General features: G+C 73.2%; 25 protein-coding genes. 14 read left to right on the top strand and 11 right to left on the bottom strand.

The genetic code is table 11. The features are described 5' to 3' along the window. Window positions 1-86 precede the first annotated feature (86 nt). Complete coding sequence (locus AMK27_RS22530) at window positions 87-1748, bottom strand: FG-GAP repeat domain-containing protein (RefSeq protein ID WP_073911240.1); 1662 nt, start codon at window positions 1746-1748, stop codon at window positions 87-89. Window positions 1749-1991: 243 nt separating this feature from the next. After that, window positions 1992-2795 (bottom strand): sporulation protein, encoded by an 804-nt coding sequence (locus tag AMK27_RS22525; RefSeq protein ID WP_073911237.1) that lies wholly within the window; start codon window positions 2793-2795, stop codon window positions 1992-1994. Window positions 2796-3037: 242 nt separating this feature from the next. On the opposite strand from AMK27_RS22525, the gene AMK27_RS44580 reads away from it, so the two are divergent. The 5 genes from AMK27_RS44580 (at window position 3038) to AMK27_RS22500 (ending at window position 8366) form a co-directional block, all read left to right on the top strand. Beyond that, window positions 3038-3853, top strand: coding sequence for an excalibur calcium-binding domain-containing protein (locus tag AMK27_RS44580; protein ID WP_382509343.1), 816 nt, complete (start codon window positions 3038-3040; stop codon window positions 3851-3853). A 169-nt stretch (window positions 3854-4022) separates the two neighbouring features. Beyond that, a complete protein-coding gene (locus AMK27_RS22515) occupies window positions 4023-5669 on the top strand; it encodes an AMP-binding protein (protein ID WP_073911234.1) in 1647 nt (548 codons plus the stop codon). Further along, window positions 5666-6394, top strand: coding sequence for an enoyl-CoA hydratase family protein (locus AMK27_RS22510; RefSeq protein WP_073911230.1), 729 nt, complete (start codon window positions 5666-5668; stop codon window positions 6392-6394). The genes AMK27_RS22515 and AMK27_RS22510 overlap by 4 nt, the downstream gene beginning before the upstream one ends. After that, a complete protein-coding gene (locus AMK27_RS22505; protein WP_073911226.1) occupies window positions 6382-6960 on the top strand; it encodes a TetR/AcrR family transcriptional regulator in 579 nt (192 codons plus the stop codon). The genes AMK27_RS22510 and AMK27_RS22505 overlap by 13 nt, the downstream gene beginning before the upstream one ends. A gap of 362 nt (window positions 6961-7322) precedes the next feature. Continuing rightward, the gene (locus tag AMK27_RS22500) at window positions 7323-8366 is read left to right on the top strand and encodes an isopenicillin N synthase family dioxygenase (RefSeq protein WP_073911222.1); all 1044 of its coding nucleotides are present in this window, start codon (window positions 7323-7325) and stop codon (window positions 8364-8366) included. A gap of 100 nt (window positions 8367-8466) precedes the next feature. On the opposite strand, the gene AMK27_RS22495 is transcribed toward AMK27_RS22500, so the two are convergent. Beyond that, window positions 8467-9576 (bottom strand): citrate synthase 2, encoded by a 1110-nt coding sequence (locus AMK27_RS22495; RefSeq protein ID WP_073911219.1) that lies wholly within the window; start codon window positions 9574-9576, stop codon window positions 8467-8469. A gap of 236 nt (window positions 9577-9812) precedes the next feature. Here AMK27_RS22495 and pdxH point away from each other — a divergent pair, with 236 nt between their 5' ends. Together pdxH and AMK27_RS22485 are read left to right on the top strand one after the other, a co-directional pair. Continuing rightward, on the top strand, window positions 9813-10505 hold the full coding sequence (gene pdxH / locus AMK27_RS22490; RefSeq protein WP_241847588.1) for a pyridoxamine 5'-phosphate oxidase: 693 nt from the start codon (window positions 9813-9815) through the stop codon (window positions 10503-10505). 170 nt (window positions 10506-10675) lie between these two features. Beyond that, window positions 10676-12010, top strand: a complete 1335-nt coding sequence (locus tag AMK27_RS22485; protein WP_073911216.1) for a PAS domain-containing protein — start codon at window positions 10676-10678, stop codon at window positions 12008-12010. 118 nt (window positions 12011-12128) lie between these two features. Here AMK27_RS22485 and AMK27_RS22480 read toward each other — a convergent pair whose 3' ends face one another. Beyond that, window positions 12129-12896: an SIS domain-containing protein gene (locus tag AMK27_RS22480; RefSeq protein WP_073911212.1), complete on the bottom strand. Its 768-nt coding sequence runs from the start codon at window positions 12894-12896 to the stop codon at window positions 12129-12131. Window positions 12897-13092: 196 nt separating this feature from the next. Between AMK27_RS22480 and AMK27_RS22475 the strand changes: the two genes are divergently transcribed. The 3 genes from AMK27_RS22475 to AMK27_RS22465 all read left to right on the top strand — a co-directional run bounded on the left by AMK27_RS22475 (window position 13093) and on the right by AMK27_RS22465 (window position 16719). Next, window positions 13093-13782, top strand: a complete 690-nt coding sequence (locus tag AMK27_RS22475; protein ID WP_030322213.1) for a metal-dependent transcriptional regulator — start codon at window positions 13093-13095, stop codon at window positions 13780-13782. 702 nt (window positions 13783-14484) lie between these two features. Beyond that, window positions 14485-15375, top strand: a complete 891-nt coding sequence (locus AMK27_RS22470) for an alpha/beta fold hydrolase (protein WP_073911208.1) — start codon at window positions 14485-14487, stop codon at window positions 15373-15375. Window positions 15376-15501: 126 nt separating this feature from the next. Beyond that, on the top strand, window positions 15502-16719 hold the full coding sequence (locus AMK27_RS22465; RefSeq protein WP_073911204.1) for an FG-GAP-like repeat-containing protein: 1218 nt from the start codon (window positions 15502-15504) through the stop codon (window positions 16717-16719). 90 nt (window positions 16720-16809) lie between these two features. Here AMK27_RS22465 and AMK27_RS22460 read toward each other — a convergent pair whose 3' ends face one another. Continuing rightward, window positions 16810-17337 (bottom strand): carboxymuconolactone decarboxylase family protein, encoded by a 528-nt coding sequence (locus AMK27_RS22460; RefSeq protein ID WP_107425637.1) that lies wholly within the window; start codon window positions 17335-17337, stop codon window positions 16810-16812. Between the two features lie 129 nt (window positions 17338-17466). Continuing rightward, complete coding sequence (locus AMK27_RS22455) at window positions 17467-17889, bottom strand: MarR family winged helix-turn-helix transcriptional regulator (RefSeq protein ID WP_073911201.1); 423 nt, start codon at window positions 17887-17889, stop codon at window positions 17467-17469. Window positions 17890-18105: 216 nt separating this feature from the next. Between AMK27_RS22455 and eno the strand changes: the two genes are divergently transcribed. Both eno and AMK27_RS22445 read left to right on the top strand, forming a co-directional pair. Beyond that, the gene (eno, locus tag AMK27_RS22450) at window positions 18106-19407 is read left to right on the top strand and encodes a phosphopyruvate hydratase (RefSeq protein WP_073911197.1); all 1302 of its coding nucleotides are present in this window, start codon (window positions 18106-18108) and stop codon (window positions 19405-19407) included. Window positions 19408-19499: 92 nt separating this feature from the next. Continuing rightward, a complete protein-coding gene (locus AMK27_RS22445) occupies window positions 19500-20039 on the top strand; it encodes a GNAT family N-acetyltransferase (RefSeq protein WP_073911193.1) in 540 nt (179 codons plus the stop codon). Window positions 20040-20099: 60 nt separating this feature from the next. On the opposite strand, the gene AMK27_RS22440 is transcribed toward AMK27_RS22445, so the two are convergent. Both AMK27_RS22440 and AMK27_RS22435 read right to left on the bottom strand, forming a co-directional pair. Then, complete coding sequence (locus AMK27_RS22440; protein ID WP_073911190.1) at window positions 20100-20567, bottom strand: GNAT family N-acetyltransferase; 468 nt, start codon at window positions 20565-20567, stop codon at window positions 20100-20102. Between the two features lie 100 nt (window positions 20568-20667). Then, window positions 20668-21558: an NAD(P)-dependent oxidoreductase gene (locus tag AMK27_RS22435; RefSeq protein ID WP_073911186.1), complete on the bottom strand. Its 891-nt coding sequence runs from the start codon at window positions 21556-21558 to the stop codon at window positions 20668-20670. Window positions 21559-21652: 94 nt separating this feature from the next. Between AMK27_RS22435 and AMK27_RS22430 the strand changes: the two genes are divergently transcribed. Then, a complete protein-coding gene (locus tag AMK27_RS22430; RefSeq protein ID WP_073911182.1) occupies window positions 21653-22252 on the top strand; it encodes a TetR/AcrR family transcriptional regulator in 600 nt (199 codons plus the stop codon). 98 nt (window positions 22253-22350) lie between these two features. Next, a complete protein-coding gene (locus AMK27_RS22425; protein WP_073911179.1) occupies window positions 22351-22824 on the top strand; it encodes a carboxymuconolactone decarboxylase family protein in 474 nt (157 codons plus the stop codon). Between the two features lie 83 nt (window positions 22825-22907). On the opposite strand, the gene AMK27_RS22420 is transcribed toward AMK27_RS22425, so the two are convergent. The 3 genes from AMK27_RS22420 to AMK27_RS22410 form a co-directional block, all read right to left on the bottom strand. Next, the gene (locus AMK27_RS22420) at window positions 22908-24563 is read right to left on the bottom strand and encodes a transporter (RefSeq protein ID WP_073911175.1); all 1656 of its coding nucleotides are present in this window, start codon (window positions 24561-24563) and stop codon (window positions 22908-22910) included. Continuing rightward, window positions 24560-25522: an ABC transporter ATP-binding protein gene (locus AMK27_RS22415; protein WP_241847577.1), complete on the bottom strand. Its 963-nt coding sequence runs from the start codon at window positions 25520-25522 to the stop codon at window positions 24560-24562. The genes AMK27_RS22420 and AMK27_RS22415 overlap by 4 nt, the downstream gene beginning before the upstream one ends. A 75-nt stretch (window positions 25523-25597) precedes the next feature. After that, window positions 25598-26284, bottom strand: a complete 687-nt coding sequence (locus AMK27_RS22410) for a bifunctional DNA primase/polymerase (RefSeq protein ID WP_107425636.1) — start codon at window positions 26282-26284, stop codon at window positions 25598-25600. Window positions 26285-26496: the final 212 nt, after the last annotated feature.

Raw genomic sequence — 26496 nt, 5'->3', positions numbered from 1 at the left:
CGCCCGCGTCGTAGCGACAGGGGCGGCCCGCCGGGCGCGCGAGGGGCTGCCCGTCGTACCGACCGGGGCAGCCCGTCGCGACCGCGTCAGCTGACGTGGTCGTACTTCCAGCCCGAGGCGATCTTGACGCGGGAGTGGAACTCGTACGAGTCGACCAGGCCGCTGGACGAGTAGCGGTACACGTCACCGCCCGGGGTGACGGCGACCAGGTCGGCACGGCCGTCGCCGTCCATGTCGCCGGGCGAGGCCAGGTACTTGTACAGGTACCAGCCGTGGCCGACGTAGTTGCGCGGAGCGAACGGAGCGGTGGCGGAGCCGGTGCCCGCGTGCACGTACAGGACCTCGCCGTCCCGGGAGACCAGGTCGGGGCGGCCGTCGCCCGTGACGTCCCCTGCGCCGATCAGCATGTTGCTCGTGCCGATCGAGCCGATCCGCACGGCCGGGCCGAGGTACGCGGGCGAGTGGCTCTTCAGGCCCGGGTGGAGGTAGAGGTCGCCCCGGTGGTCCGCACCGATGAAGTCGGCCTCGCCGTCGCCGTTGACATCGCCGGGCGAGACCTTGAACTGGTAGTTCTGATAGGCGGTGCCGCTACCGACCTGATTGCCGATCGGGGTGCCGCCCTCCTCGCGCCACATCATGAGGCCGCGGTTGTCGGCGGTCAGCAGGTTGGCCCGGTCGACCCCGTCCAGGGCGTACCCGTTGACGGTGGGCCAGTGGTAGGCGAAGTCTCCGGCCCCCGCGTACTGCCGGGGCGCGGTGAGCCTGCCGTCCGCCAGCGCCCCGTGGGTGAAGGCGGTGCCCGCGGCGTTCACGGTGAACAGGTTGTGCTTCCCGTACGCGGGGACGCCGCCCTGGCCGAGGTAGTACGAGAGGGTCTGGCCGCCGCCACCGAAGGCCGTGGGCGCCCCGAACTTCCCGCCGCCGACGGAGAGGTACCGGTAGAAGGCGCCGCTGTACGAGCGGGCCAGCAGGTCGGCCCTGCCGTCGCCGTCGAGGTCGTCGGCGCCGATGATCTGGTTGTACGTGTACCAGCCGCCGCCGATCAGGACGCGGGCCTTGAAGGGTGCGGTGGCCGAGCCGGTGCCCTGGTAGAAGTAGAGGTCGCCGCCCGGCGTCCTGGCGACCATGTCGGCGATCGCGTCGCCGTCGAGGTCGTTGGTGCCGACGAGCTGGTCGTAGACCTGCCAGCCGCCGCCGACCTTGGCGCGGGTCTTGAACGGGCCGCCGTTGTCGATCGTGCCCTTCCCCGCGTACAGGTAGAGCGTGCCGTCCGGCGTGCGGGCCAGCAGATCCTGGTGCCCGTCCGCGGTCAGGTCGCCGGGGGCGAGGACCTTGTTGTAGATCTGCCAGCCGGATCCCGACCAGTCCGCCGAGCCGACGGAGGTGGGGCTGACGCCGCGGCGCAGCACGAGGCTGCCGTCGGCCTGGAGCGTCAGCAGCTCCGGGGTCGAGGTTCCCGTGAGGTCGTCCGCCGGCAGGATCTCCATGCCGGGGAAGCTGAGCGCGAAGGGCGCGCTGGTGCCGGTCTTCGACAGGGATATCCGCAGCTCGCCGGTGGCGGCCGACCGGTAGACCCGGTCGCTCGTGCCGTCGCCGTCCCGGTCGAAGCGGGGCTTCGCGCCGGCCGTCGTGGAGGCCGCCACGGCCGTGGAGGACGCGGGAACGACGGACAGCAGGCCCAGGCCGAACGCGAGGGCCGTGCAGGCCGCGAGCCGGCGGGTGCGACGTCGGTGGAGCGCGTGAAGCAAAGTCCCTCCCGGGACGGAGGCGGAAACGGGGGCCCGAAGGCCTCCGGATCGTAAAGTCCGGGGAAAAAGAAAAGGAAGATCCTCCGCGTACAACCTTTCACCGCCCGCGCGTACGGAGTGGTGCGGGTGCGGGTGCGGGTGCGGGTGCGGGTGCCAGTGCCGGTGCAGTGCCGGTGCCGGTGCCGGTGCCGTGCCAGTGCCGGTGCGGGCCGGCGGCCTTGCGGGCGCCGGCCCGTGGTCGGTTCAGTCCTCGTGGTCGCTCGTCGGGTGGCTGCCGTCGGCGAGGCCCACCTCGTCGATCCAGTGGCGGACGGCCTCGGCGAAGTCCACCCGGCCGACCTCGTGGTGGGCGGCGACGAAGCGGCGGGCCGGCGGCTTGTCCTTCCACCAGCGCTCGCCGAGCTTCGCCTTGCGCAGGAAGATCTCGCAGCCGACCGCGTTGGTGTGGAAGTGGAGTTCGAGCTCCTCGGGGCGGTCCTGCCCGGACTGCTCGTCGACGAGCAGGAACCCCTGCGCCCGGTAGACGTGGTACTCGGTGCGGGGGATGTTCCCGTTGTGGACGCGCGAGGTCCGCAGGGCGTACCCCTCGGCGGCGAAGGCGTCCAGGACGGCCTCGTGCAGCGGCAGCGCGCCGATGTACACGGGGTCGTCGTCCGTCTGCGCCTTGACGCCCTCGGCCTCGACCTCGGTGTGGATGCCCAGGCGGACCCCGAGCTTCTGCCCCTTCACCTCGGTCAGCGGGGTCTCCCACTTGAGCCGGTGGCGGATGGGGAGCCGCTTCTCCTCGCCCTTCTCCAGGGTGAAGTGGCCGCTCACCGACGGGTAGTCGAAGGTGTCGCCGCTGGATCCGTCACCGTCGCCCTTGTGGGCCACCGGCGCGTCGGTCACCAGCCTCAGCCAGATCGACTTCACCTCGATGCGGCGGTCGGGTGCGCGAAGGACCAGTTCGCCGTGCAGGAGGCCGCCCGGGAGGACCGGTTCGGCCGGGATGACGGTGTCGATCTCGAGCGGTACGCCGCCCATGCCCAGAAGACGCTTGAAGACCATACGCGCAGGCTAACCGGCCGATGGCCGTGCGCGGAGCGGAAGTTCGGGCTCCGGAAGGGCCCGGTCCGGGCGTGCCGCGAGCCGGCCGCGGGCCGGTCCCGAGCCGGTCGCGGGCCGGTCCCGGGCCCGTTCCGAACCCGTTCCGATCCCGTCGCGAATTCCGTAGGAAGGGCTACCGGTTGTGAACAAGCTGTGTACGATCCGTGCACCTCGCACCTGCTCACAGCCCCTGGGAGCCGCACGTGTACCCGCCTCCGCCGCCGTTCCAGCACGCTCCCGCCCCGCTGCCCGCCCGGCGCTGGTGGCAGCACCCCGCCGTGGTCGTCTCCCTCCTCGTCCTCTTCCCCCCGGCCGGCATCGCCCTGACCTGGACGAGCCGCTGGAGCCGGAACAAGAAGGTCGTCGCGACGGTCCTCGGCGCTCTGTGGCTCCTGCTGCTGCTCCTCAGCGACCCGCCGGAGGAGGAGAAGGCCGACGCGAAGGGCGCGGCGAAGCCGACGGCGACGGCCACCGCGACCCCGACGCCCACGCCGACCCCGACGCCCACGCCGTCGAAGGCGCCGGAGGCCCTGGCGATGCCCTCGTTCGTCGGCGGGACGTACGCCGACTCCGAGCGGTTCCTCACCGCCAACCTGGGCCGTTCCCACGCCGCCTACAAGGACGTCGAGCTGCCGGCCGACCGCGCCGCCTGGACCGTCTGCTTCCAGCGTCCGGACGCCGGTGCGCCGCTCTCGTCGGCGGTGCCGGTGGTGTACCTGACGGCGCCGGGCGTCCCGTGCCCGAAGTCGCCCGACGAGGTGCTCCGCAAGCCCACCCCGACGCCCGAGCCGAAGCCGACCACCCCGAAGCCGACGCGTACCCAGGAGCCGGTGCCCACCCAGGAGCCGGCGCCCACCGAGGACGCCGCTGACGACACGTCCTCCGGCGGCGACAGCAGCGTCTACTACCGCAACTGCACGGCCGTCCGCGCGGCCGGCGCCGCCCCCATCCACGCGGGCGAGCCCGGCTACGGCAGCCACCTCGACCGCGACGGCGACGGCGTGGCCTGCGAGCGCTGACGCCCGACGGCCCGTCCCCGTTCCCGGGGGCGGGCCGTCGTCCTCCGAAGAATCATGCATGCATGCTTGATTGTTTCCCCGGACTGCTGACAGGGTCTCCCCAAGCCGTACCCCCACACGCGATCCTGGCGACCACCTTCCACCACTCCCACCTCTCCAGGGGGCTTGCATGGTGTTCCACAGCGAGTACGAGGCCGTTCCGACCGTCTCCCTGCCGATCCACGACGCGGTGCTCGGCCGCGCGGCCGAGCGGGGCGACACCCCCGCACTGATCGACGGCGCGGGAGAGCTCACCCTCACGTACGGACAGGTCGACGCCTTCCACCGGCGGGTCGCCGCCGGACTCGCCGAGGCCGGTGTGCGCAAGGGGGACGTGCTCGCGCTGCACAGCCCCAACACCGTGCTGTTCCCCGTCGCGTTCTACGCCGCCACGCGCGCGGGCGCGTCCGTCACCACCGTGCACCCGCTGGCCACCCCCGAGGAGTTCGCCAAGCAGCTCCGCGACTCGGCCGCCCGCTGGATCGTCACCGTCTCCCCGCTGCTGCCCGCGGCCCGCGCCGCGGCCGAACTCGCGGGCGGGGTACGGGATATCTTCGTCTGCGACCAGCCGCCGCAGGGCCCCGAGGGCGAGGGCGTGCGCTCGCTGCAGGCCTTCCTCGGATCCACCGGCCCCGTGCCCGAGACCGACGTCGACCCCGACGAGGACATCGCCGCGCTCCCGTACTCCTCCGGCACCACCGGCGTCCCCAAGGGCGTGATGCTCACCCACGCCTCGATCGCGACGAACCTCGCCCAGCTGGAACCGGTCATCCCGATGGGGCCCGGCGACCGGATCCTGGCGATCCTCCCCTTCTTCCACATCTACGGGCTCACCGCCCTCATGAACGCGCCGCTCCGCCAGGGCGCCACCGTCGTCGTGCTGCCCCGCTTCGAGCTCGACACCTTCCTCGGCGCCATCCAGAAGCACCGCATCAACGGCCTCTACGTCGCCCCGCCGATCGTCCTCGCCCTCGCCAAGCACCCGGCCGTCGCCGACTACGACCTGTCGTCCCTCGAGTACATCGTCAGCGCCGCCGCCCCGCTCGACGCGGCCCTCGCCCAGGCCTGTTCGGCGCGGCTCGGGCTGCCGCCGGTCCTCCAGGCGTACGGCATGACGGAGCTGTCCCCGGGCACCCACGTCGTCCCGCTCACCGCCCAGGACCCGCCGCCCGGCACCGTCGGCAAGCTGCTGCCCTCCACCGAGATGCGGATCCTGTCCCTCGACGACCCCTCGAAGGACGCGGCACCCGGCGAGGAGGGCGAGGTCGCCATCCGGGGGCCGCAGGTCATGAAGGGCTACCTCGGCCGGCCCGACGCCACCGCCGCGATGATCGACGCCGACGGCTGGGTGCACACCGGTGACATCGGCCGGGTCGACGACGACGGCTGGCTGTACGTCGTCGACCGCGTCAAGGAACTCATCAAGTACAAGGGCTTCCAGGTCGCCCCCGCCGAACTGGAGGCGCTGCTCCTCACCCACGAGGGCGTCGCCGACGCCGCCGTCATCGGCGTCACGGACGCGGACGGCACCGAGATCCCCAAGGCGTACGTCGTACGGCAGGCGGCCGCGCCCGGCCTCACCGCCGAGGACGTCATGGCGCACGTCGCCGCCCGGGTCTCCCCGTACAAGAAGGTCCGCGACGTCGAGTTCATCGAGGCGGTGCCCCGGGCAGCGTCCGGGAAGATCCTCCGCAGAGAGCTCCGGGACCGGGACCGGGAGGACCGCGGCCGCCGCGACCGAGAGCTCCAGGACCGAGAGTTGAGGGACCGCACATGACCCTGGTCGTCGTCACCGAGGAGCGGGGGATCACCACCCTCGCCCTCGACTCCCCGGCCACCCGCAACGCGCTCTCCGCGACGCTCGTCGCCGAGCTCGCCGACGCGCTCACCGTCTGCGGCAAGGACCCCGCGGTCCGGGCGGTGGTGCTCACCCACACCGGCAGCACGTTCAGCGCCGGCGCCGACCTCAAGGCGCCGCCGAGCCCGTACGCCTTCGTGGACCTGCTCCGGCAGGTCGTCGCCCTGCCGAAGCCGGTCGTCGCCCACGTCACCGGGGGCAGCCGCACCCGGGCCGGCGGCCTCGGCCTGCTCGGCGCCGCCGACATCGTCGTCGCGGGGGAGGGCGCCGACTTCGCGCTCACGGAGGTACGGATCGGGGTAGCCCCGGCCGTCGTCTCCCTCACCCTGCTCCCGAAGCTCGAACCCCGCGCGGCGGCCCGCCACTACCTGACGGGCGAGCGGTTCGGGGTGCCGGAGGCGATCGCCATGGGGCTCGTGACGGACCGGGAGGACGCGCTGCCCGGCATCCTCGACGCCCTCCGCTCCGCCGCCCCCCAGGGCCTGCGCGAGGCGAAGCGGCTGGTCACCGCTAGAGTCCTGGAGACCTTCGAACGTGACGCGGAGGACCTGGTGCAGAGGTCGGCCACGCTGTTCGCCTCCGCCGAGGCGCGCGAGGGGATGACGGCCTTCCTCGAACGACGGGACCCCGCATGGCGGCTGTGACCGCACCCAAGCAGGACAGGAGCCGCGCCACCCGGCAGCGGCTCCTGGAGGCGGCCGTGTCCTGCCTGGCCGAACACGGCTGGGCGGGCTCCACGGTCGCCGTCGTCGCGGAACGGGCGGGCGTCTCCCGGGGCGCCGCCCAGCACCACTTCCCGACCCGCGAGGACCTGTTCACGGCCGCCGTCGAATACGTCGCGGAGGAGCGCTCCCAGGCGCTGCGGACGCTGCCGTCCCGTGACCGCCACGAGGCCGTCGCCGCGCTCGTCGACCTCTTCACCGGTCCCCTCTTCCGCGCCGCCCTCCACCTGTGGGTCGCGGCCTCCGGCGAGGAGCAGCTCCGCGCGCGCGTGACCGAACTGGAGGCGCGCGTCGGCCGCGAGTCCCACCGCATGGCCGTCGAGGTGCTGGGGGCCGACGAGTCCCGCCCCGGCGTCCGCGAAACCGTCCAGGGCTTCCTGGACATGGCCCGCGGCCTCGGCCTCGCGACCCTCCTCACGGACGACCGCGCCCGCCGGGAACGCGTCGTCGCCCAGTGGGCCCTGCTGCTGGACGAGGCGCTGGCGTAGGAGGGATTCGGGCCCGGCCGAAACACCGGCGTAAAGATTCGGGCCCGCCCGGGGCCCTCACCTGGGTTCTTCCTCCCGAAGTCCGTCAAGGCCGCAAGTCCTCCCGTATGACGTGACCCGCGCCACAGTCCAAGCCTCCCCGCCGCAGTACTCTGGTCGCATGCCTACGCTCGTACGCCGTCGCCACGTGGACTTCCTCCGCGTCACGTCCATGAGCTGTCGCCGCTCCGCATGACCCCCAGGGGCACCACCAGCGCCCCCCACCGGGTCCCTCGTTCAGAGCCCAAGCCGACCGGCACCCGTGGCCCCCGCCCCACCCTCGGCGGCCGCCCCGGGCACCCGTAGACCCCGCGGACGCACCCATGACTCGCAGCTCGTACTCCTCGCAGCTCCCCATCGTCGACCTCTCCGCCGCAGACCGTGACCCCCAGGCCCGGCGCCTGCTCCACGCCCAGCTCCACTCGGCCGCGCACGACGTCGGCTTCTTCCAGCTGATCGGGCACGGGGTGACCGAGGCCGAGACGCGGGCCCTGACCTCCGCGATGCACGCCTTCTTCGCCCTGCCCGAGGCCGACCGGCTCGCCCTCGACAACATCAACTCGCCGCACTTCCGCGGCTACACCCGCATCGGCGACGAGCGCACCGCCGGCGCGCGCGACTGGCGCGACCAGCTCGACATCGGCGCCGAGCGCCCCGCGCGGACCCCCGCGCCCTGGGAAGCCCCGTACTGGTGGCTCGAGGGCCCCAACCAATGGCCCGAGGCGCTCCCCGAGCTGCGGACCGCGGCCCTGCACTGGATCGAGCGGCTCAGCGGGGTCGCCGAGCGGCTGCTGCACGAGCTGCTCACCTCGATCGGCGCGTCCGAGGACTTCTACGACGACATCTTCGGGCCGCGCGCCCACCCGCACCTCAAGCTGGTGCGCTACCCGGGCAGCAGCGGCGAGGGCGACGACCAGGGCGTCGGCGCGCACAAGGACTACGGCTTCCTCACGCTGCTCCTGCAGGACCACGTGGGCGGGCTCCAGGTCCAGCGGGAGGACGGGAACTTCCACGACGTGCCGCCGCTGCCGGGCGCGTTCGTCGTGAACCTCGGCGAGCTCCTCGAAGTGGCCACCGACGGCTACCTGCTCGCCACCAACCACCGGGTCGTCTCGCCGCCCGGGGCGACCGAGCGCTACTCGGTGCCGTTCTTCTACAACCCGCGGCTCGACGCCCGGATCAGCCCGCTGACCTTCCCGTACGCGGAGACCGCGCCCGGCGTCACGGCCGATCCGTCGAACCCGCTGTTCGCCGAGTACGGCCGCAACGAGCTCAAGGGCAAGCTGCGGGCCCACCCGCTGACGACGGCCCGCCACCACGCGGACCTGCTGCTGCACCCGGAGGCGCAGCCGGCCCTGTCGTCCTAGCCGGCCCCCGACCGCGCGGCTCCGCCCGCGCGGCCCCGTCCGCCGCGACGGCCCTGACTGTGCGGGTCGGGCCGTCGCCGTACGGAAGGGACTCGGGCACTCAGCCCGCGATGCCCGCGATATCTGAGTAGCCCTCGATCTCACGCGGGTTCCGCTGTCCCGGCCCCGTGTAGCGGGCCGACGGGCGGACGAGCCGGCCCGTGCGCTTCTGCTCCAGGATGTGCGCCGACCAGCCGGCCGTCCGTGCGCACGTGAACATCGACGTGAACATGTGCGCCGGGACCTCGGCGAAGTCCAGGACGATGGCCGCCCAGAACTCGACGTTCGTCGCCAGGACGCGGTCGGGACGGCGGTTGTGCAGCTCCTCCAGGGCGGCCTTCTCCAGCGCGGCGGCCACCTCGTAGCGCGGGGCGTCCAGCTCCTTGGCCGTCCGGCGCAGCACGCGCGCGCGGGGGTCCTCGGCGCGGTAGACGCGGTGGCCGAAGCCCATCAGGCGCTCGCCCTTGTCGAGGGCCTGCTTCACGTACGCGGTGGCGTCGCCGGTCCGCTCGATCTCCTCGATCATGCCGAGGACGCGGGAGGGCGCGCCGCCGTGCAGCGGGCCCGACATGGCGCCGACGGCGCCGGAGAGCGAGGCGGCCACGTCGGCGCCGGTGGAGGCGATGACGCGGGCGGTGAACGTGGAGGCGTTCATGCCGTGCTCGGCGGCGGAGGTCCAGTAGGCGTCGACGGCCTTGACGTGCTTCGGGTCGGGCTCGCCGCGCCAGCGGATCATGAAGCGCTCGACGACGGACTCGGCCTTGTCGATCTCGCTCTGCGGGACCATGGGCAGACCCTGGCCGCGGGCGGACTGGGCGACGTACGAGAGCGCCATGACGGCGGCGCGGGCGAGGTCGTCGCGGGCCTGCTCGGCGGAGATGTCGAGGAGCGGCTTGAGCCCCCACACGGGCGCGAGCATCGCGAGGGCGGACTGCACGTCGACGCGGATGTCGCCGGAGTGCACGGGGATGGGGAAGGGCTCGGCGGCCGGCAGGCCGGGGTTGAAGGCGCCGTCGACGAGCAGACCCCAGACGTTGCCGAACGAGACGTGGCCGACCAGGTCCTCGATGTCGACGCCGCGGTACCGGAGGGCGCCGCCTTCCTTGTCGGGTTCGGCGATCTCCGTCTCGAACGCGACGACTCCCTCGAGCCCGGGTACGAAGTCGGACATCAGGCGGCTCCTCTATCGATGATCGATCAACCGAATGGTGGTCGATGGTGGGGATTCAACAGTCGTCCAGCCCAAGAGTCTGTACGGTTCCGATGATGCGGGGAAGCGTGACATCCGGCACACTCCGCCGATCCGGCGAGTAAGGATTGGCGGCACGCGGTGCCGGGCAAACTGAGGCGCTGCGGCAGGATGGCCCCGTGACCGATCCTGTGAACGACGCCCTGGATCCCGCGGACATGCGCGAGCAGTACCGCACCACCGAGCTGTCGCCCGCCGACCTCGCGCCCGAACCGATCGCGCAGTTCACCCGCTGGTTCAAGGAGACCGCCGAGAACCCGGCGATCCACGAGCCGAACGCGATGGTCGTCTCCACCGCCACCCCCGACGGGCGCCCGTCCTCGCGCACGGTGCTCCTGAAGCACTACGACCAGGCCGGCTTCGTCTTCTTCACCAACTACGACTCCCGCAAGGGCGCGGAGCTGGCGGCCAACCCGTACGCCTCGCTGCTCTTCCCCTGGCACCCGCTGGCCCGCCAGGTCATCGTCACGGGCCGCGCCGAGCGCATCGGCCGCGACGAGACGGCCGCCTACTTCCGCACCCGCCCGCACGGCTCCCAGCTGGGCGCCTGGGCGAGCCCGCAGTCCTCGGTGATCGCGTCCCGCGCGGAACTCCTCGCCCGGTACGCGGAGCTCGCCGCCCGCTACCCCGCCGACACGCAGGTACCCGTCCCGCCGGAGTGGGGCGGCATCCGCGTCGTGCCGGACGCGGTCGAGTTCTGGCAGGGGCACGAGAACCGGCTCCACGACCGGCTGCGGTACGTCCGCGAGGGCGGCCCGGACGGCGCCGGCACCCCGGACGGCGCACCGGGCCCGGCCAACGCGGGCGGCCCGGCGGGCGAGACGTGGCGGGTGGAGCGCCTGGCGCCCTGACCGGCGCACATGCCGCCGGCCTACCCGCGCGGGAGGCCGCTCCCGCAGCTCCTCCCGCACCCGCGGCGCCCCCGCACCGGAACGCGTTTCCGCGATGCAACGATTTCCGTGAAGGTGATGTGCTCTGCGTCACGTTCCAGTTGAATGGCGGAAGTATGGGGGGTGCCGGGATGAGTGCTTTCACGGGGTCCGCGAGCGCGACCGCTTCCGTTCCCGGGGCAGGGGCCGATCTGCTGGCCGCGCTGCTCGACGGGATGGACGCGGCGCTCTGCGCGTTCGACGCCGACGGGACGGTCACGCACTGGAACCGCGAGGCCGAGCGGATCCTCGGCTGGACCGCCGCCGAGGCGGTCGGGCGGCGCGGGTTCGAGGGCTGGGCGGCGCGCAGCGCCGACGCGGAGGAGACCCTGCGGCGGCTGATGGGGGCCATGAAGGGCCCCGGCCGGCAGGTCCACGAGCTGGCGCTGCTCCGCAAGGACGGCGGCCGGGTGCTCGTACGGAGCCAGGCCGCCGGCGTGCGCGGGGCGGACGGCAGCCCGGCGGGGGTGTACTGCGCGTTCAGCGAGGTCCACGTCCAGCTCGACCTGGAGCGGTCGGTGGCGCTCAGCGAGGCGTTGTTCGAGGACGCGTCCTGGGGCGTCGTCCTCGTCGACGCCGACCTGCGCCCCGCCATGGTCAACGGCCACGCCGCCCGGGCCTTCGGCACCGGGCGCACCGCCCTCCTCGGCCGCCCGCTGGGCGATGTCGTCGTGCACGGCGCGGAGGAGCTGGAGGCCGCCCTCCAGCACGTCCTGGCGGAGGGCACGCCGCAGGCGCCCGCCGAGGTGTGGGTGACGCTGCGGACCTCCGCCGGGGAGCGGCGCCGGTGCTGGCGCAGCGGCTTCCTGCTGCTGTCCTCGCCGATGGCGGAGGAGCCGGTGCCGCTGGGTGTGGCCTGGCTCTTCCAGGACGTGACGGAGGAGCGGCTCGCGGCGCGCGAGGCGGACCGGCTGCGGTTCCGGTGGAGCCAGCTGCACCGGGCGGGCGCGGCGGCGGCGGAGTGCGAGGACCCGGCGGAGGCGGCGGCGGTGCTGCTCGACTTCGCGCTCGCCGGGTTCGCGGACCACGGCCTGGTCGACCGGGTCGCGGGCGAACGGCGGCTGACCAGGGCCCTGGCGACCCCGGCGGGCGCGCCCGGCCCGGCGTCGCCGGTGGTGGGCGGCGGCATCCCGCTGCGGTACGGCCCGAGGCATCCGGCGCTGCAGGCCTGGGACCGGGTGGGCACGGTCCGCGCGAGCGCGGGGCGCACGGCCGAGGTGTGGGCGGAGGCCCACCAGTGGCCCGCCGACGCGGCCCACGCGGTCTGTGTGACGCTGCGCTCCCGGGGCCGGACGCTGGGCGTGGTGACGTTCCTGCGGGCCGCGTGCCGGCAGCCGTTCGAGAGGGAGGACGTGGTCTTCGCGGAGGCGGTGGCGTCGAGGGTGGCGGCGGCCCTGGACCTGGGTGACCGGGCGGACCCGGCCTAGGACCTGGGGGACCGGGCGGGCCGGGCCTGGGGCCTGGGTGACCGGGCGGGCCGGGCCTGGGGCCTCGGGCCGGGCCCGCCCGGGCTCGGTGGCGGTGGGTCCGGCCGCCGGTGGGGTCTCAGTGCCGGTAGAAGATCCGGTCGCCGTACTCCGTCATCACGCGGCCGTTCCACTCGTGGCCGCCGTCGACGTTCCCGGAGCGCAGCAGCGGCGGCTCGATGCCGCGGCGGACCAGGTCCTCGGCGGCGGCGGCGAGCGTGGCCTGCATGAGGGCGCTGGTGACGACGGTGGAGGCGGGTGCGAAGGGGGCCTCGATGCCCTCGTGGGTGAGCTCGGCGTCGCCGATGGCGATGCGGGAGTCGAGGACGATGTCGCAGTGGTCCTTGAGGTACGTCCCCGAGACGTGCCGGGACTTGGTCTCCGTCGCGTACGCCACCGAGGTCACGCCGATGACGGTGAGGCCGAGCGCGCGGGCGTTCATGGCCATCTCGACGGGCAGGGCGTTGCGCCCGGAGAGGGAGATGATGATCAGGACGTCCCCCGCGGTGGCGGGGGAGGAGTCCAGGACCGCCCCGGCGAGGCCGTCGACGCGTTCGAGGGCGGAGCCGAGCGTGGCCGGCATGACGTCGACGCCGACGACGCCGGGGACGACGAGCAGGTTCATGAGGGCGAGTCCGCCGGCCCGGTAGACGACGTCCTGGGCGGCGAGCGAGGAGTGGCCCGCGCCGAAGGCGAAGAGCCGGTTGCCGTTGGCGACCGCCTCGGCGATCGCGGCGCCGGCCGCGGCGATCTCGGCCGAGTCGCCGTCGCGCACCTGCTGGAGCAGGCCGATCGCGGCGTCGAAGAACTGTCCGGCCAGCTTGCTCTCGCCCGCGCTGTCGCCCATTCCAGAAGCTCCTTCTCGTCGCTGTCGCGTCGTCGCGTCATGTCGTGGTCGTGCCCTGGTCCTGCCCCGGTCGCCGATCACGGTGCGGTCTGGACCATTGCTCTGTCAATACCGCCTTGGGCCGGTGAGGCCCGGTTGTCGGCGCGATGCGTCAGAATTGGTGCAGGGCCAGCGCACGACTCATCGAGGGGCACGTATGTCCGGACTGATCGACACAACGGAGATGTATCTCCGCACCATCCTCGAGCTTGAGGAGGAAGGTGTGGTCCCCATGCGTGCCCGGATCGCCGAGCGGCTCGACCAGAGCGGCCCAACGGTGAGCCAGACGGTGGCCCGGATGGAGCGCGACGGGCTGGTGGCCGTCGCCAGCGACCGGCACCTGGAGCTGACCGACGAGGGCCGCCGCCTCGCCACCCGTGTCATGCGCAAGCACCGTCTCGCGGAGTGCCTGCTCGTCGACGTGATCGGCCTGGAGTGGGAGCAGGTGCACGCCGAGGCCTGTCGCTGGGAGCACGTGATGAGCGAGGCCGTGGAGCGGCGCGTCCTGGAGCTGCTGCGGCACCCGACGGAGTCGCCGTACGGGAACCCGATCCCCGGTCTCGAGGAGCTGGGCGAGAAGGCGGAGGCGGAGGCCTTCCTCGACGACTCGATGGTGTCGCTCGCCGAACTGGACGCGAGCGAGGGCAAGACGGTGGTCGTCCGCCGGATCGGCGAGCCGATCCAGACGGACGCCCAGCTGATGTACACGCTGCGGCGCGCGGGTGTGCAGCCGGGCTCCGTGGTGTCGGTGACGGAGTCCGCGGGCGGCATCCTCGTCGGCAGCAGCGGCGAGGCGGCCGAGCTGGACGCGGACGTCGCGGCCCACGTGTTCGTGGCGAAGCGCTGACGCCGCACCCCGGCCGACAGCGCGTCTCGTAGGAAGGGTGCCCCACCGGTCGTCGCGCGCGACGACCGGTGGGGCACCCTTCGGCGTCTCCGTCCGTGTCCACGGCGTCTCCGTCCCCGTGTCCTCGGTGTCTCGGGCCCGGTGTCCGCTTCCGGGTGCGCCGGGACCGGAAGAGGACACGTTCGAGTGTCGGTTCCGGGTCGACGGCCCTTGTGCGCCCCGGTTTACGCCGGAATGGCTACGCCCGCGCCGTCCTCGTGCCACGCTGGGGCTGAGTGGTGCGCTACGAGGGGTGGAGCGGTGCGGGACGGGCGAGGGGTGGGTGCTGTGCAGCAGGCGGAAGCCGTGCGTCGGACGCCGCCCGCCCGGGCTGCCCGCGTGCCTCGGAGTGCGGCGGGATCGCGCCCGCCGCGCGCGGTGACGGGCTCCTGCCCGGTCCGGACGGCAGAGGGCCCCGGCGCCTCGCGGCGCCGGGGCCTGTCCTCCCCTGTGCTGACCTGGAGCCCCGAGCTCTCAAGGTCAATCCCCTCGGACCGTTTTCCCCGAGCGGTCCGCCTCCCGTTCAAGATCTCCCCTCGGCAGCGGCCGTCAATCCTTGAGGCCTGTCACTCGAACGAGGGGTGTTGCGCGGCAGGAGCGCATTTTCGAATGCGAGTTCGATAGTCTGGCGTGGTTCGACGGCAAGCAGAGGGGGTGCCAGGGATGGCGCGACGACTCGACGTCACCGGGGCCGACGGCGTACGGCTGGCGGCCTGGGACTTCACGCCCGGGACCGCCCCGCAGGCCGGGCCCGGCGTCTTACTCCTCCACGGCCTGATGGGCCACGCGGCCCACTGGTCCCCGGCGATCAGCCGCCTCGCGGAGGCGGCGGTCCACTCCGGCGCGAGCCCGCACCCGCACCACCGCCCCCGTGCCGTCGCCCTCGACCAGCGGGGCCACGGGCACAGCGACAAGCCGCCCGCCGCCTCCTTCACCCGCGAGGCGTACGTGGCCGACGCGGCAGCCGCCGTCGAGCAGCTCGGCCTCGGCCCGGTCACCCTCATCGGGCACTCCATGGGCGCCCTCACCGCCTGGCAGCTGGCCGCCGAGCGCCCCGACCTCGTCCACGCCCTCGTCATCTGCGACATGCGCGCCTCGGCGCTCGGCGCGGCCTCGCAGCGCGAGTGGCGGGACTGGTTCCGCCGCTGGCCGGCCCCGTTCCCCTCGCTCGACGCCGTCCGCCGCTGGTTCGGCGAGGAGGACCCGTGGGTCGAGCGCCCCAACCCCGCCCGGGGCGCCTTCTTCGCCGAGGTGATGACCGAGCACCCGGACGGCTGGCGTCCGGTCTTCGACCCGGAGCAGATGCTGACCTCCCGGGAGACCTGGGTGCACGACGCCCACTGGGAGTCCCTGGCCCAGGTCCGCTGCCCCACGCTGGTGGTCCGCGGCCTGGACGGCGAGCTGGGCAGGGCCGAGGCCCAGGAGATGGTCCGCGTCCTGCCGCACGGCGCGTACGCGGAGATCCCCGACGCCGGACACCTCCTCCACTACGAGCACCCGGACGCCTGGCGCGAGGCGGTCGGCCCCTTCCTGAACGGCGTCCTGACCTCGTAGAAGAGGCCCCCGCCGGTCGCCGGCGGTAAGAGGCCACCCTCCTGAAGGGCGCGCGCGCCGGGCAGGGTACCTTCCCTGTCGCGGCGCGTTCGAGGTCTTCTCCGCGCCGCTTCAGGGAGGAAATGCATGCGCACTTCAATGCTGCGGCGCCTGGCCACGGTGGCCACGGCGCTGGGGCTCAGCTCGGCCGGGCTCCTCGGCGCGGGCGCGGCACCCGCTCAGGCCGCGCTCGGCGACTGCCCGTCGGGCTACTTCTGCGCCTGGAAGACCGACAACGGCTCCGGGACGATGTACAAGACCAACGCGAGCGTGGCGACGCTCGGGGCCTGGGACAACACGTTCCGGTCGGTGATGAACCGCACGAACAAGTTCGCCTGCCTCTACGACGACGCCGGCCACGGCCTCGACGGCGGCATCGGCGTCATGGACCCGAACCCCACGGGCACCGAATGGGGCGGCCCCGGCAGCACCTCCGTCAGCTCGGTGAAGCTCGTCCCCACCGAGCGCGAGTGCGCCATGGACGCCTACCCCGAGTGGTACGCGACCCAGGCTCCCAAGGCGGGCGGCTTCGGCGACCTGAACGGCGACCGGACCTCGGACGTCCTCGCCCGGGACAAGGCCGGCCGTCTCTGGTTCATGGCCGGTGACGGCTCCGGCAAGCTGGTCGGCGCCGGCGGCTGGAACGTCATGAACGCCCTCACCCGGCACGGCGACCTCACCGGCGACGGCCGCGAGGACGTCATCGCCCGCGAGACGGCCAGCGGCAAGCTGTGGCTCTACCCCGGCACCGGCACCGGCGCTCTCGGCGCCCGCAAGCTGATCGGCGCGGGCGGCTGGAACGCCATGAACAGCATCACCGCGTTCGGCGACCTGTCCGGCGACGGCCGCTCGGACGTCCTCGCGGTCGAGAAGTCCACGGGCAAGCTGTGGCTGTACCCGGGCACGACCACGGGCACGCTCGGCGCGCGCAAGCTGATCGGCGCGGGCGGCTGGAACGTCATGAACACCCTGGCGGCGCCGGGCGACCTGACCGGCGACGGCAAGGCCGACCTGCTCGCCCGCGAGGCGTCCACGGGCAAGCTGTGGGCCTACCCGGGCAAGCCGGGCGCCCTCGGCACCCGCACGCTCGTGGGCGGCGGCTGGAACGTCATGGGTTCGTTCCTGGCCGTCGGCGACCACAACGGTGACGGCCGCAACGACCTGTCCGCGATCACCAACAGCAGCTTCGTCTCCGCTGAGCACCGCGGCGACGGCGCGCTGGTCCAGTACGCGGGCACGGGCACGGGCAAGTTCGGAGCCGGCTCCCTGGAGACCGACACCTGGTGGAACCTGACCACGTTCTGATCCACCGCTCCTGACGGTCGAAGGCCCCCGCCCCCGGATCACCCGGGGGCGGGGGCCTTCGCCGTACGCGCCGGCGGGCTCAGGGAACGGTCAGTCCCACTGCTCGTCCGCGAGGGAGGCGACCGGCTGCGGCTTGCCGATGACCGCCAGGGCGATGAAGAAGTTGATCTGGCCGATCGCGATGGTCAGGGTGGCCAGGGCCTTCTCGTCGTAGTGCTTCGCGACCTCGTTGTACAGCTCGTCGGAGACGCGCTCCCGGCCGTGCGGGGCGGGCTGGAGGGTGGCCTCCACCAGGGCGAGGGCGGCGCGCTCGGCGTCGGTGAAGTAAGGGGCGTCCTGCCAGGAGGAGACGGCGGTGATGCGCTCCTCGGACTGGCCGGCCTTGCGGAGGAAACCGGTGTTCAGGATCGTCAGGTAGGTGTTGCCGACGATCTGCCCGGCCCGCAGGTGGACGAGGCTCATCGTGGCGCGCGGCACCGAGCGGTTGCCGGTGGCCCGGAAGAGGGCGGCGCTGATGTCGCTCAGCTCGGGGACGAACTCACCGGGGTTGGGCATCCGGGAGAGGGAGGCCCGGGGGGTGGTGGTCGCGGTGCCGGTGGTGGAGTTCGTGTGCGTCATCGCTGTGCTCCTTCGTCGTGGCCTCGTCGGCGTCTTCACAGCACTGACGGAGCGCCCCGCGAAGGTGTGACAGGACTCGGGAAACTTTTTTCGCCCAGGGGGTGCCCGGCCTGATCGGCAAGGCACCTCCTAGCGCGCGGCCAGCCGTTCCATCAGGGCGGCGCTGCGCGCCAGCACCTCGCGTTCCTCGCCGGTGAGTTCCCGCTCGATCGCCTGGGCCAGCCAGCCCACCCTGCGCCCGCGTTCCGCGTCGAGGGCGTCCCGTCCCGCGGGGGAGAGCTCCACCAGGGACTTGCGGCCGTCCGTGGGGTGCGCCCGGCGGACGACGAGTCCCTGTTCCATGAGCAGCCCGACCGAGCGGGCCATGGACTGGGGCCGTACGCGCTGGTCGGCCGCCAGATCGCTGGTCGTCATGGCGCCGTCGCGGTCCAGGGTGCCGAGCACGGAGACGTGGCCGAGCGGGATCCGGTCCTCGTGCTTCACGCGTCGCGTGAGCTTGCCCATCGCGGTACGCAGTTCGGTGGCGACGGCGGCGGGTTCCGGGGTGGGCATAGGCCACTTTAACCGGTGGTACGGCTCCGCGGCCGACCGCGGAGCCGTACCGGACGCCCGGCCGCGCGAGGCGAAGGGCCGTCAACTCAACAGCCAAACTCGACAGCCAAACTGCACAGCCAAACTGCACAGCATGGCTGTAGAGTCAGTGCTGCCGCGGCACGCGCCAGCGTGGTCGCAGCAGGGCCGCGGCATGCATCCAGACGAAGGACCACCATGGCTTCCACGGCACCCGAGACCACCGTCATCACGTCCGTCACCGCCCGCAGGGTCATCGACAGCCGGGGCAACCCCACCGTCGAGGCCGATGTCCTCCTCGCCGACGGATCCCTCGGCCGCGCCGCCGTCCCCTCCGGCGCCTCCACCGGCGCACGCGAAGCCGTCGAACTGCGCGACGGGGACTCCGCCCGCTGGCACGGCAAGGGCGTCGACCGCGCCGTCGCCCACGTCAACGGCGACATCGCGGCGGCGGTCGTCGGACGCGACGCCGACGACCAGGCCGGCCTCGACGCCGCGCTCGTCGCGCTCGACGGCACCGCCGACAAGTCCCGGCTCGGCGCCAACGCCCTCCTCGGCGTCTCCCTCGCCGTCGCGAAGGCCGCGGCGGCGGCCCACCGCCAGCCGCTCTACCGCTACCTCGGCGGCCCCGACGCCCGACTCCTCCCGCTGCCGATGATGAACATCGTCAACGGCGGCGCACACGCCGACAACCCGCTGGACTTCCAGGAGTTCATGATCGCCCCGATCGGCGCCGAGACCTTCGCGGAAGCCGTCCGCATGGGCTCCGAGGTCTTCCACACCCTCCGCCGCGACCTGCTGGCCGCCGGACACGCCACCGGCGTCGGCGACGAGGGCGGCTTCGCCCCCGCGCTCCGCACCGCGGAGGAGGCCCTCGACTTCGTCATGGCCGCCGTCGAGCGCACCGGTTACCGGCCCGGCACGGACATCGGCCTGGTCATGGACCCGGCCTCCTCGGAGTTCTTCCGGGACGGCGCGTACGTGTACGAGGGCGAAGGCGTCCGCCGTACGCCCACCGAGCACGCCGACTACCTGGCGAAGCTGATCGACGCGTACCCGATCGTCTCCATCGAGGACCCGATGGCCGAGAACGACCTGGACGGCTGGCGGGAGCTCACCGCCCGCGTCGGCGACCGCTGCCAGCTCACCGGCGACGACGTGTTCTGCACCGACGAGAACCTGCTGCGCGAGGGCATCCGCACCGGAGTCGGCAACTCGGTCCTGGTCAAGGTCAACCAGATCGGCACCCTGACCGAGGCCCTCGCCACGGTCGCCACCGCGCACCGCGCCGGCTGGACCGCCGTCATGTCGCACCGCTCCGGCGAGACGGAGGACACCACCATCGCGGACCTGGCGGTGGCGACCGGCTGCGGGCAGATCAAGACCGGCTCGCTGTCCCGGTCCGACCGCACCGCGAAGTACAACCAGCTCATCAGGATCGAGGAGGAGCTCGGCGCCTCCGCGCGGTACGCGGGCGGGGCGGTCCTCGTCCGCTCCTGACCCGGCGACGATCGGCGCGGCGGAACTGGCGTCCCGTCGGAGCGCGTCTCGTCAGGCGCCAACGTCACACGCCGAGCACCAGGAGCCGTACCGTGTCGGACGACATCACACTGCGCCCCGTCACCGCCGAGGATCTCGACCTGTTCGAGGAGGAGTTGAGCGGACCGGAGGGCGCCGGACCCCACGCGTGGGCCGGCTTCCAGCCGACCGCCGACCTCCGCCGCCGCTTCGCGGAGAACGGCCTCCTCGGCCACGACGGCGGAACCCTCGCGGTCGCCGAGGGCGGGGTGACGGTGGGCCGGGTCAAGTGGTACCCCGGCAGCTGGGGCCCCGACATGGCCAACTGGAGCCTGGCGATCCAGCTGGTGCCCGGCGCGCGCGGCCGAGGGACGGGCACCCAGGCCCAGCGCCTCGTGGCGGAGTACCTGTTCGACCACACGCGGGCCGAACGCGTCCAGGCCTGGACCGACGTCGACAACATCGCCGAGCAGCGCGCGCTGGAGAAGGCGGGCTTCGCCAGGGAGGGCGTGCTGCGGTCCGCGGTGTGGCTCGCCGGACGGTGGCGCGACGCGGTGCTCTACTCCCTGATCCGCGCGGAGCGGCCGGGCGCGGGCCCCGTCCCCGCGCCGTAGCCGCCCGCCGGGGGCACGGCGCCCGGTCGGTGCGTCGTGCCGTCGGCGGGCCGTCCCGGGTCAGTCCTTCGCGGGCCGCCACACGTAACGGATGTCCGGCTCGCGCTCCTCGTTGCGCTGCCCGTCCGTCCGTTCCGCCTCGACGAAGCCGTGCCGCTCGTAGAACCTCCGCGCCGGTGCGTTGACCTGGAAGGTCCACAGGTCCAAGCCCTCCGGCCGCTGCCGCTTGGCCAGTTCGACGAAGCGGTCGCCCAGGCCGCGGCCGCGCCACGACGGGTCGAGGTACAGCTGCTCCAGGTCCCCGCCGTCGAGGACGAGGACCCCCACCACGCCGGTCTCGCCGGCGACCGCGACCCAGGTCTCGGACTGCGGTACGACGACATGGGCGAACCAGCCCCGTACCGCGTCGTCGTCGTGCGCGCGGCGTACGGTCGGCAGCGCGGCGTCGAAGGAGCGCAGCCACACATCGGCTGCCGCGGCCGCGTCGGAGTCGCCGGCGCGTCGAATCTCAAGGTCGTCAAGGGTCACAAGGCGCGAGGGTCGCAGACGGCGGGGCTCCGCGCATCCGAATTGCGCGCAGCCCCGCCGCCCCGCCGCCCCGCGGCCCCCCGCTGCCCCCGCCCCGGCGTCAGGGCCGTCGGCCGAACACCTCGAACAGCCGGGTCAGGCTGTCGTCCTGGTAGCCCGCGGACGCCGCCCGCCGGAACGCCTCCAGGACGGCGGCCGGCAGTGCCGGGTCCACGCCCGAGTCCCGGGTCGTGTGGACGACGTGGTCGAGGCTGGCCACGGCCATCGAGATCCGGTCGACGTCGCCCCCGTGGTCGCCGGCCTCGATCCGCGGCGTGTAGAAGTCGAGGAACTGGTCCATCCCGGTCAGCGTCCGGCTCGCGTACGGCTTGATCTCGGAGAGCGCGATGCCGTTCGCGTCCGCCACCGCCGCCATGTGCAGCCAGGCGGTCAGGGCGGTCCAGAAGAGGTCCATCTGGAGCTGGTAGTAGAGCGCGGCCAGCCCCGGGTCCTCGCCCCGGTAATCGGTGTCCGTCAGCACCTTCAGGAGGCCCTCGTACTCCTCGAAGAGGTCGCGGGGGCCGCTGTAGTACGTGCTGGACTCCGGCGCACCGATGCCGGACGGCGGTGTCTGGACCCCGCCGGTGAGGTGCCGCGCCCCGTGCTTCGCCGCCCAGGCGGCGCCCTTGCGGGCCTCTTCCGGGGTGTCCGAGCTGAGGTTGACCAGGACGCGCCCCTCCAGCGCGGCGGCGGCGGGTTCGAGGATCGCGTACATGGCGGCGTAGTCGGTGAGGCTCAGCACCACCGCTTCGTTGGCCCGCAGGGCCTCCTCGACGGTGGCGGCGAGGACGGCGCCCCGGGCGACCAGGTCGTCGGCGCGGCTCGCGGTGCGGTTCCAGACGGTGACGCGGTAGCCGGCGTCGAGGTAGGCGCCGGCCATGGCGCGGCCCATGGGGCCGAGGCCGACGACGGTCACGGACGCGGACGGGTGGTGCGTGGCGGACGTGTTCACAGAGTTCTCCCCGAGTCACTAGAACGAACGCTCTATCTAGAGAGGAACGTAGCACAGGGCTAGAACGATCGCTCTAGTTCGGTACCCTGGTGACGTGAAGACCAAGGCCCCGCACGATCCCGAGACCGCCGGAACCCGCGAGCGGATCGTCCGCACGACCTCACGCCTGATGCAGCGCCAGGGCTACGAGGGCACCGGCATCAAGCAGATCTCCGTCGAGGCCGGGGCGACCCTCGGCTCCGTGTACCACTTCTTCCCCGGCGGCAAGCAGGAGCTCGGCACCGCGGCGGTCAGGCTCGGCGACGAGGAGTTCGCCGAACTCCTCACCGAGGCGCTGGACGCGGAACCGGAGCCCGAGAAGGCGCTCGTCGCGCTCACCGCCTCCCTCGTCGAGGGGCTGCGCGACTCGGACTGGCTCGACGGCTGCCCGGTCACGTCCACCGTCGTCGGTACGGCGCACAGCGCGCCCGGCGTCCAGGAGGCGGCGGCCGAGGCCTTCGCCCGCTGGCGGGCGGTGGTCGCCCGGAAGCTGGCCGCGTCGGGCTTCCCGGAGACGGACGCGGAGGAGCTGGCGCACACGGTGATCGCCACGCTGGAGGGCGCGGAACTGGCGGCCCAGGTCGCCCGCAGCGCGACCCCCCTGGAACTGGCGGGCCGCCACCTGGCCCGCCTGGTCGCCTCGTACCGCCCGTGAGCCGCCGCGAGACCTACGTCACCTTCCGGGATGTCACATCCCGGCGGGCCCGTTCCGTCCAGGGGGTGTAGTCACCCACCAGCACGGAGGAGCTCGTCATGAGTGCGCGTCTGAACATGTTCGGCAGCCCGGTCGCCGTCAAGGCCTGGAAGCACGTCATCGCGGCGAACCAGGCGATCGCCGAGGGCTCGTCGCTGCCCGCCGCCACCCAGGAGCTCGTCAAGATCCGCGCCAGCCAGATCAACGGCTGCGGAGCCTGTCTCGACATGCACACCAAGGACGCCGCCGCTGCCGGGGAGACCTCGGTACGGCTCCACATGGTCGCCGCCTGGCGCGAGGCCACCGTCTTCACCGACGCGGAGCGCGCCGCCCTGGAGCTGACGGAGCAGGGCACCCGCCTCGCCGACGGGGCCGGGGTCACGGACGAGGCCTGGGCCGAGGCCGTCAAGCACTTCGACGACGAGCAGCTCGCCGTCCTGGTGACCCAGATCGCCCTCATCAACGCCTTCAACCGCGGCAACGCCATCACCCGTCAGCCCGCCGGCGACTACCGGCCCGGCCGGCACGCGTGACGGACGAGCACCGACGAACGCCGACGGCCCGCCCGGATGGTCCGGGCGGGCCGTCGCCGTACGCGTCGGGAGGGACGCGGTGGCTATCCCTTGCTGACCGCCGCCAGGATCTCCGGCAGCCGCCGCACCGTCCGCGGTGCCGCCACCTTCAGGCCCACCCACACCAGGAGCGCGCCGTAGAGGGTGCCGGCCGGGAACAGCAGCCACAGCAGGGACTCCTGGTCGGAGACGTGGAGGTAGATCGTCGCGCCGATCAGCGGCGCGCACAGCACCGGGGCCGTCAGCATGCCGCCGAGGATCGAGATCCAGGCCAGGGCGCCCTGCCCCGGAGCCACGTTCTTGTAACCGCTGTCCTGCGGGATCGAGTACGGGAAGACGGCCGAGACCACCGAGCCCGTCGCCAGCATCGCGCCGAGCAGGCCGAGCGCCAGGCCGACGGCGTCCGGGAGCCGCTCCCAGTCGCCGAGGACGGCGACCGTGAGGACCGTGACGAAGACCGCGTACGGCAGGGTGACCATGAGCAGGGCCAGGGCCCGCGCCTTGAGTTCGGCGTACGCGTCGGCCGTCGTCGAGATGGTCTGGGCGACCATCCAGAACGCCGAGGTGTCCTGTCCGAACTGGTTGTACATCAGCATGCCGAGCATGCCGGAGGCGAAGCACGCCCAGTAGATCGAGCCCGTGCCCTGCAGGGCGTTGACGAGCGGGACGATCAGGCCGAGCGCGAGCGAGGTCACGGCCCCGGCCTTCGTCTTCGGGTCGCGCCACAGATAGCGCAGGCTGCGCTCCATGACCGCGCCCGTGCGCCCGTCCGGCAGGATCCGGGCGAGCAGCCCCGTGCCGTCGGCCTTGTCACGGCCGCCCGTGTCGGAGGCGGCGCCGATCGTGGAGCCGTCGGGCTCGACCATCAGCCGTACGAGGCTCCGCTGCCACCAGTACAGGAGCGCCGCGAGCGCGACCGCCGTGAGCAGCAGCCGGACCGCCGCCACGGCGTAGTCGCCCTGGCTCGCGGAGTCGACCGCGGCGATCGCGGCGGCGGGCGGCAGCCAGCCGACGACGGCCGTCGCGGGTTCGAGCGACTCCAGACCGCCGGCCTCGCCGAGGCGCTGGGCGCCGAAGTTCACGACCTGCATGCCGACGGCGATGAGCAGGCCGCTGAGCAGGGCCAGGTCCCGGCCCTTGCGGGAGGTGAGGAGCCGGATGTTGGCGGCGGCCACGGCCCGGGACAGCGCCACGCACGTCACGGCCGTCAGCGGTACGGCGAGGACGGCGAGCACGGTGCCGCCCGCGCCGTGGGCGACGGACAGCGCGGCGCCCAGGGCCAGGACGAGGGTGAGGACGGGGCCGACACCCACGAGGGAGGCCACGAGCAGCGCGCGGATCAGCGGCCGCGGCAGCAGCGGCAGCATGACGAGCCGCGACGGGTCGAGGGTCTCGTCACCGCTGGGGATGAACAGCGGCATCACCGCCCAGGAGAGCGCGAGCGCCCCCGAGAGCAGGATCGCGACGCTGGCGGCGTCGGCGTTGCCCCGCAGCAGGACGAAGGCCAGCAGGAGGGCCGCGGCGAGGATCGCGCCGAAGACGATGGACAGGATGTACGCGGCCGTCCGCCCGCCCGACTGCCGCAGCCCGTTGCGCAGCAGGCTCAGCTTGAGCCGGACGAACACGGAGGTGAGGGAGGGGACGGAGCCGGCGGCCGGGGCTGCGGTCTCATCGGCGGCCGTGGTCGGGAAGGCACTCATCGCTGTGCCTCACCCGTAACACCGGAGCCACCCGAAGCCTCCGAGGCATCCGAGGCACCGGAACCACCCGGAGCGCCGGTGCCGCCAGACCCGCCGGCGCCGCCAGACCCGCCGGCAGCCCCCGCCCCGCCGCCCAGCCAGTCCAGGGAGTCGCCCGCCGCCTCGCGCCCGTTCGCGCCGACGAGCTCCAGGAACGCCGCCTGCAGCGACGGTGCGTCGCCCCGCACCTCCGCGAGCGTGCCCTGGGCGCGGATCCGGCCGGCCGCCATCACGGCGACCCAGTCGCAGAGCGACTCGACGAGCTCCATCACGTGGCTGGAGAAGACGACGGTGGCGCCGGAGGAGGTGTACCGCTCCAGGACGCCGCGGATGGTCTGCGCCGAGACCGGGTCGACGCCCTCGAAGGGCTCGTCGAGGAAGAGCACCTCGGGGTTGTGGAGGAGCGCCGCCGCGAGCCCGATCTTCTTCCGCATGCCGGTCGAGTAGTCGACGACCAGCTTGTTCTGCGAGCCGGTGAGGTCGAGGACGTCGAGGAGCTGCGCGGCCCGCTTGTCGACCTCGGCGCCGGGCAGCCCGCGCAGCCGGCCGCTGTACGCGAGGAGTTCGCGGCCGGACAGCCGCTCGAAGAGCCGCAGGCCCTCGGGCAGGATGCCGATCCGCGCCTTGACCTGGGCGACCGACTCGGGGTCGGCCCATACGTCGTGCCCGGCGACCTGGATGCGTCCCTGGTCCGGGCGGAGCAGGCCGGTGATCATCGAGAGGGTGGTGGTCTTGCCGGCGCCGTTGGGGCCCACGAGCCCGATGAACTTGCCCGCGGGCAGCACCAGGTCGATGCCGTTCACCGCGATCTGCTGGCCGAATCGCTTCCAGAGGCCCTCGATGCGCACGGCGGGCACCGCACCGTCCCCCGGTGCGGCGCCCGCCGTGTCGAACGCTCCGTCAAATGCCTGGTCAGGCATGGTCTGTCTGCCCCTCGTCGTCCCCGTGTGTCTTACGGGCCCACCCTAAGGGCGGGGCCCGCGGGGACCCAGGGGTTAAGACGTGCGGCTCCTCGCCTCCGCCGCCTCCCGGCCGCACGCGTACGCGAGGGCGCTGATCAGTTCCTCGGCGTCGGGGAGCCAGCGGTTCGCCGGGGTGGGGCGCCGGGCCCACTGGACCGCGCCGCTGCCGCCGACGCGGGTGGGCGGGGCCGCCACGTAGTGGCCCTCGCCGCGGGTGGTGAGGTCGATGGAGGCCGGGACCCAGCCGAGCTTGCGGACGAGGTCGGGCACCTTGGCCGCGGCGCCGGGCAGGACGAAGAAGAACATCCGGCGGTCCGGGGTGCAGGTGACCGGGCCGAGCGTCAGCTCCATCCGCTCCATCCGGGCGAGCGCCAGGAACCCGGCGGACTCGGGCACCTCGATCGCGTCGAAGGTGCGGCCGGTCGGCAGCAGGATCGACGACTTCGGCTGTTTCGACCACATGCGCCGGGCTCCGACCCCGCTGCCGGTCGCCTGTGTCGACCAGTCGGGCCTGACCGCGTGGGCGCCGGGCAGGGCGCACGCTTCCGCCCCGCAGGAGCAGCGCTCCCGGCCCTCGACGGCCTCCAGCCAGGTCCCGGGAAACACGTCCCAGTGCCGCTCTTCCGCGTACCGCACGGCACTGTCCAGCAGCAGCTCGCCGCGCTGCTGGGGGATCTGTGCGGCTTCCGTGACTCCGATGGTCTCTTCCACGTGGAACACAACTTCCCCCGCCACCTGGGGTTACGGCCAGGGTGTCGAGCGGGGTGAGGCATCGATCCTGCATGCGGGGCGCATCGGTGCACGGGCGGGGGCGCGCGGGGGCCCGGAGAGCTGGGGTGGGTACGGACGGGTGGGGGCGCCGGCGGCGGCATCGCAACCGACGTGTCCGGTTTCGCGTGTTCACATCGGCATTGACCGGATATCCGCCGGGC

Source organism: Streptomyces sp. CB02009 (assembly GCF_001905825.1).
Taxonomy (GTDB): domain Bacteria; phylum Actinomycetota; class Actinomycetes; order Streptomycetales; family Streptomycetaceae; genus Streptomyces.
This window is presented reverse-complemented; position numbering and strand designations above follow the sequence as displayed.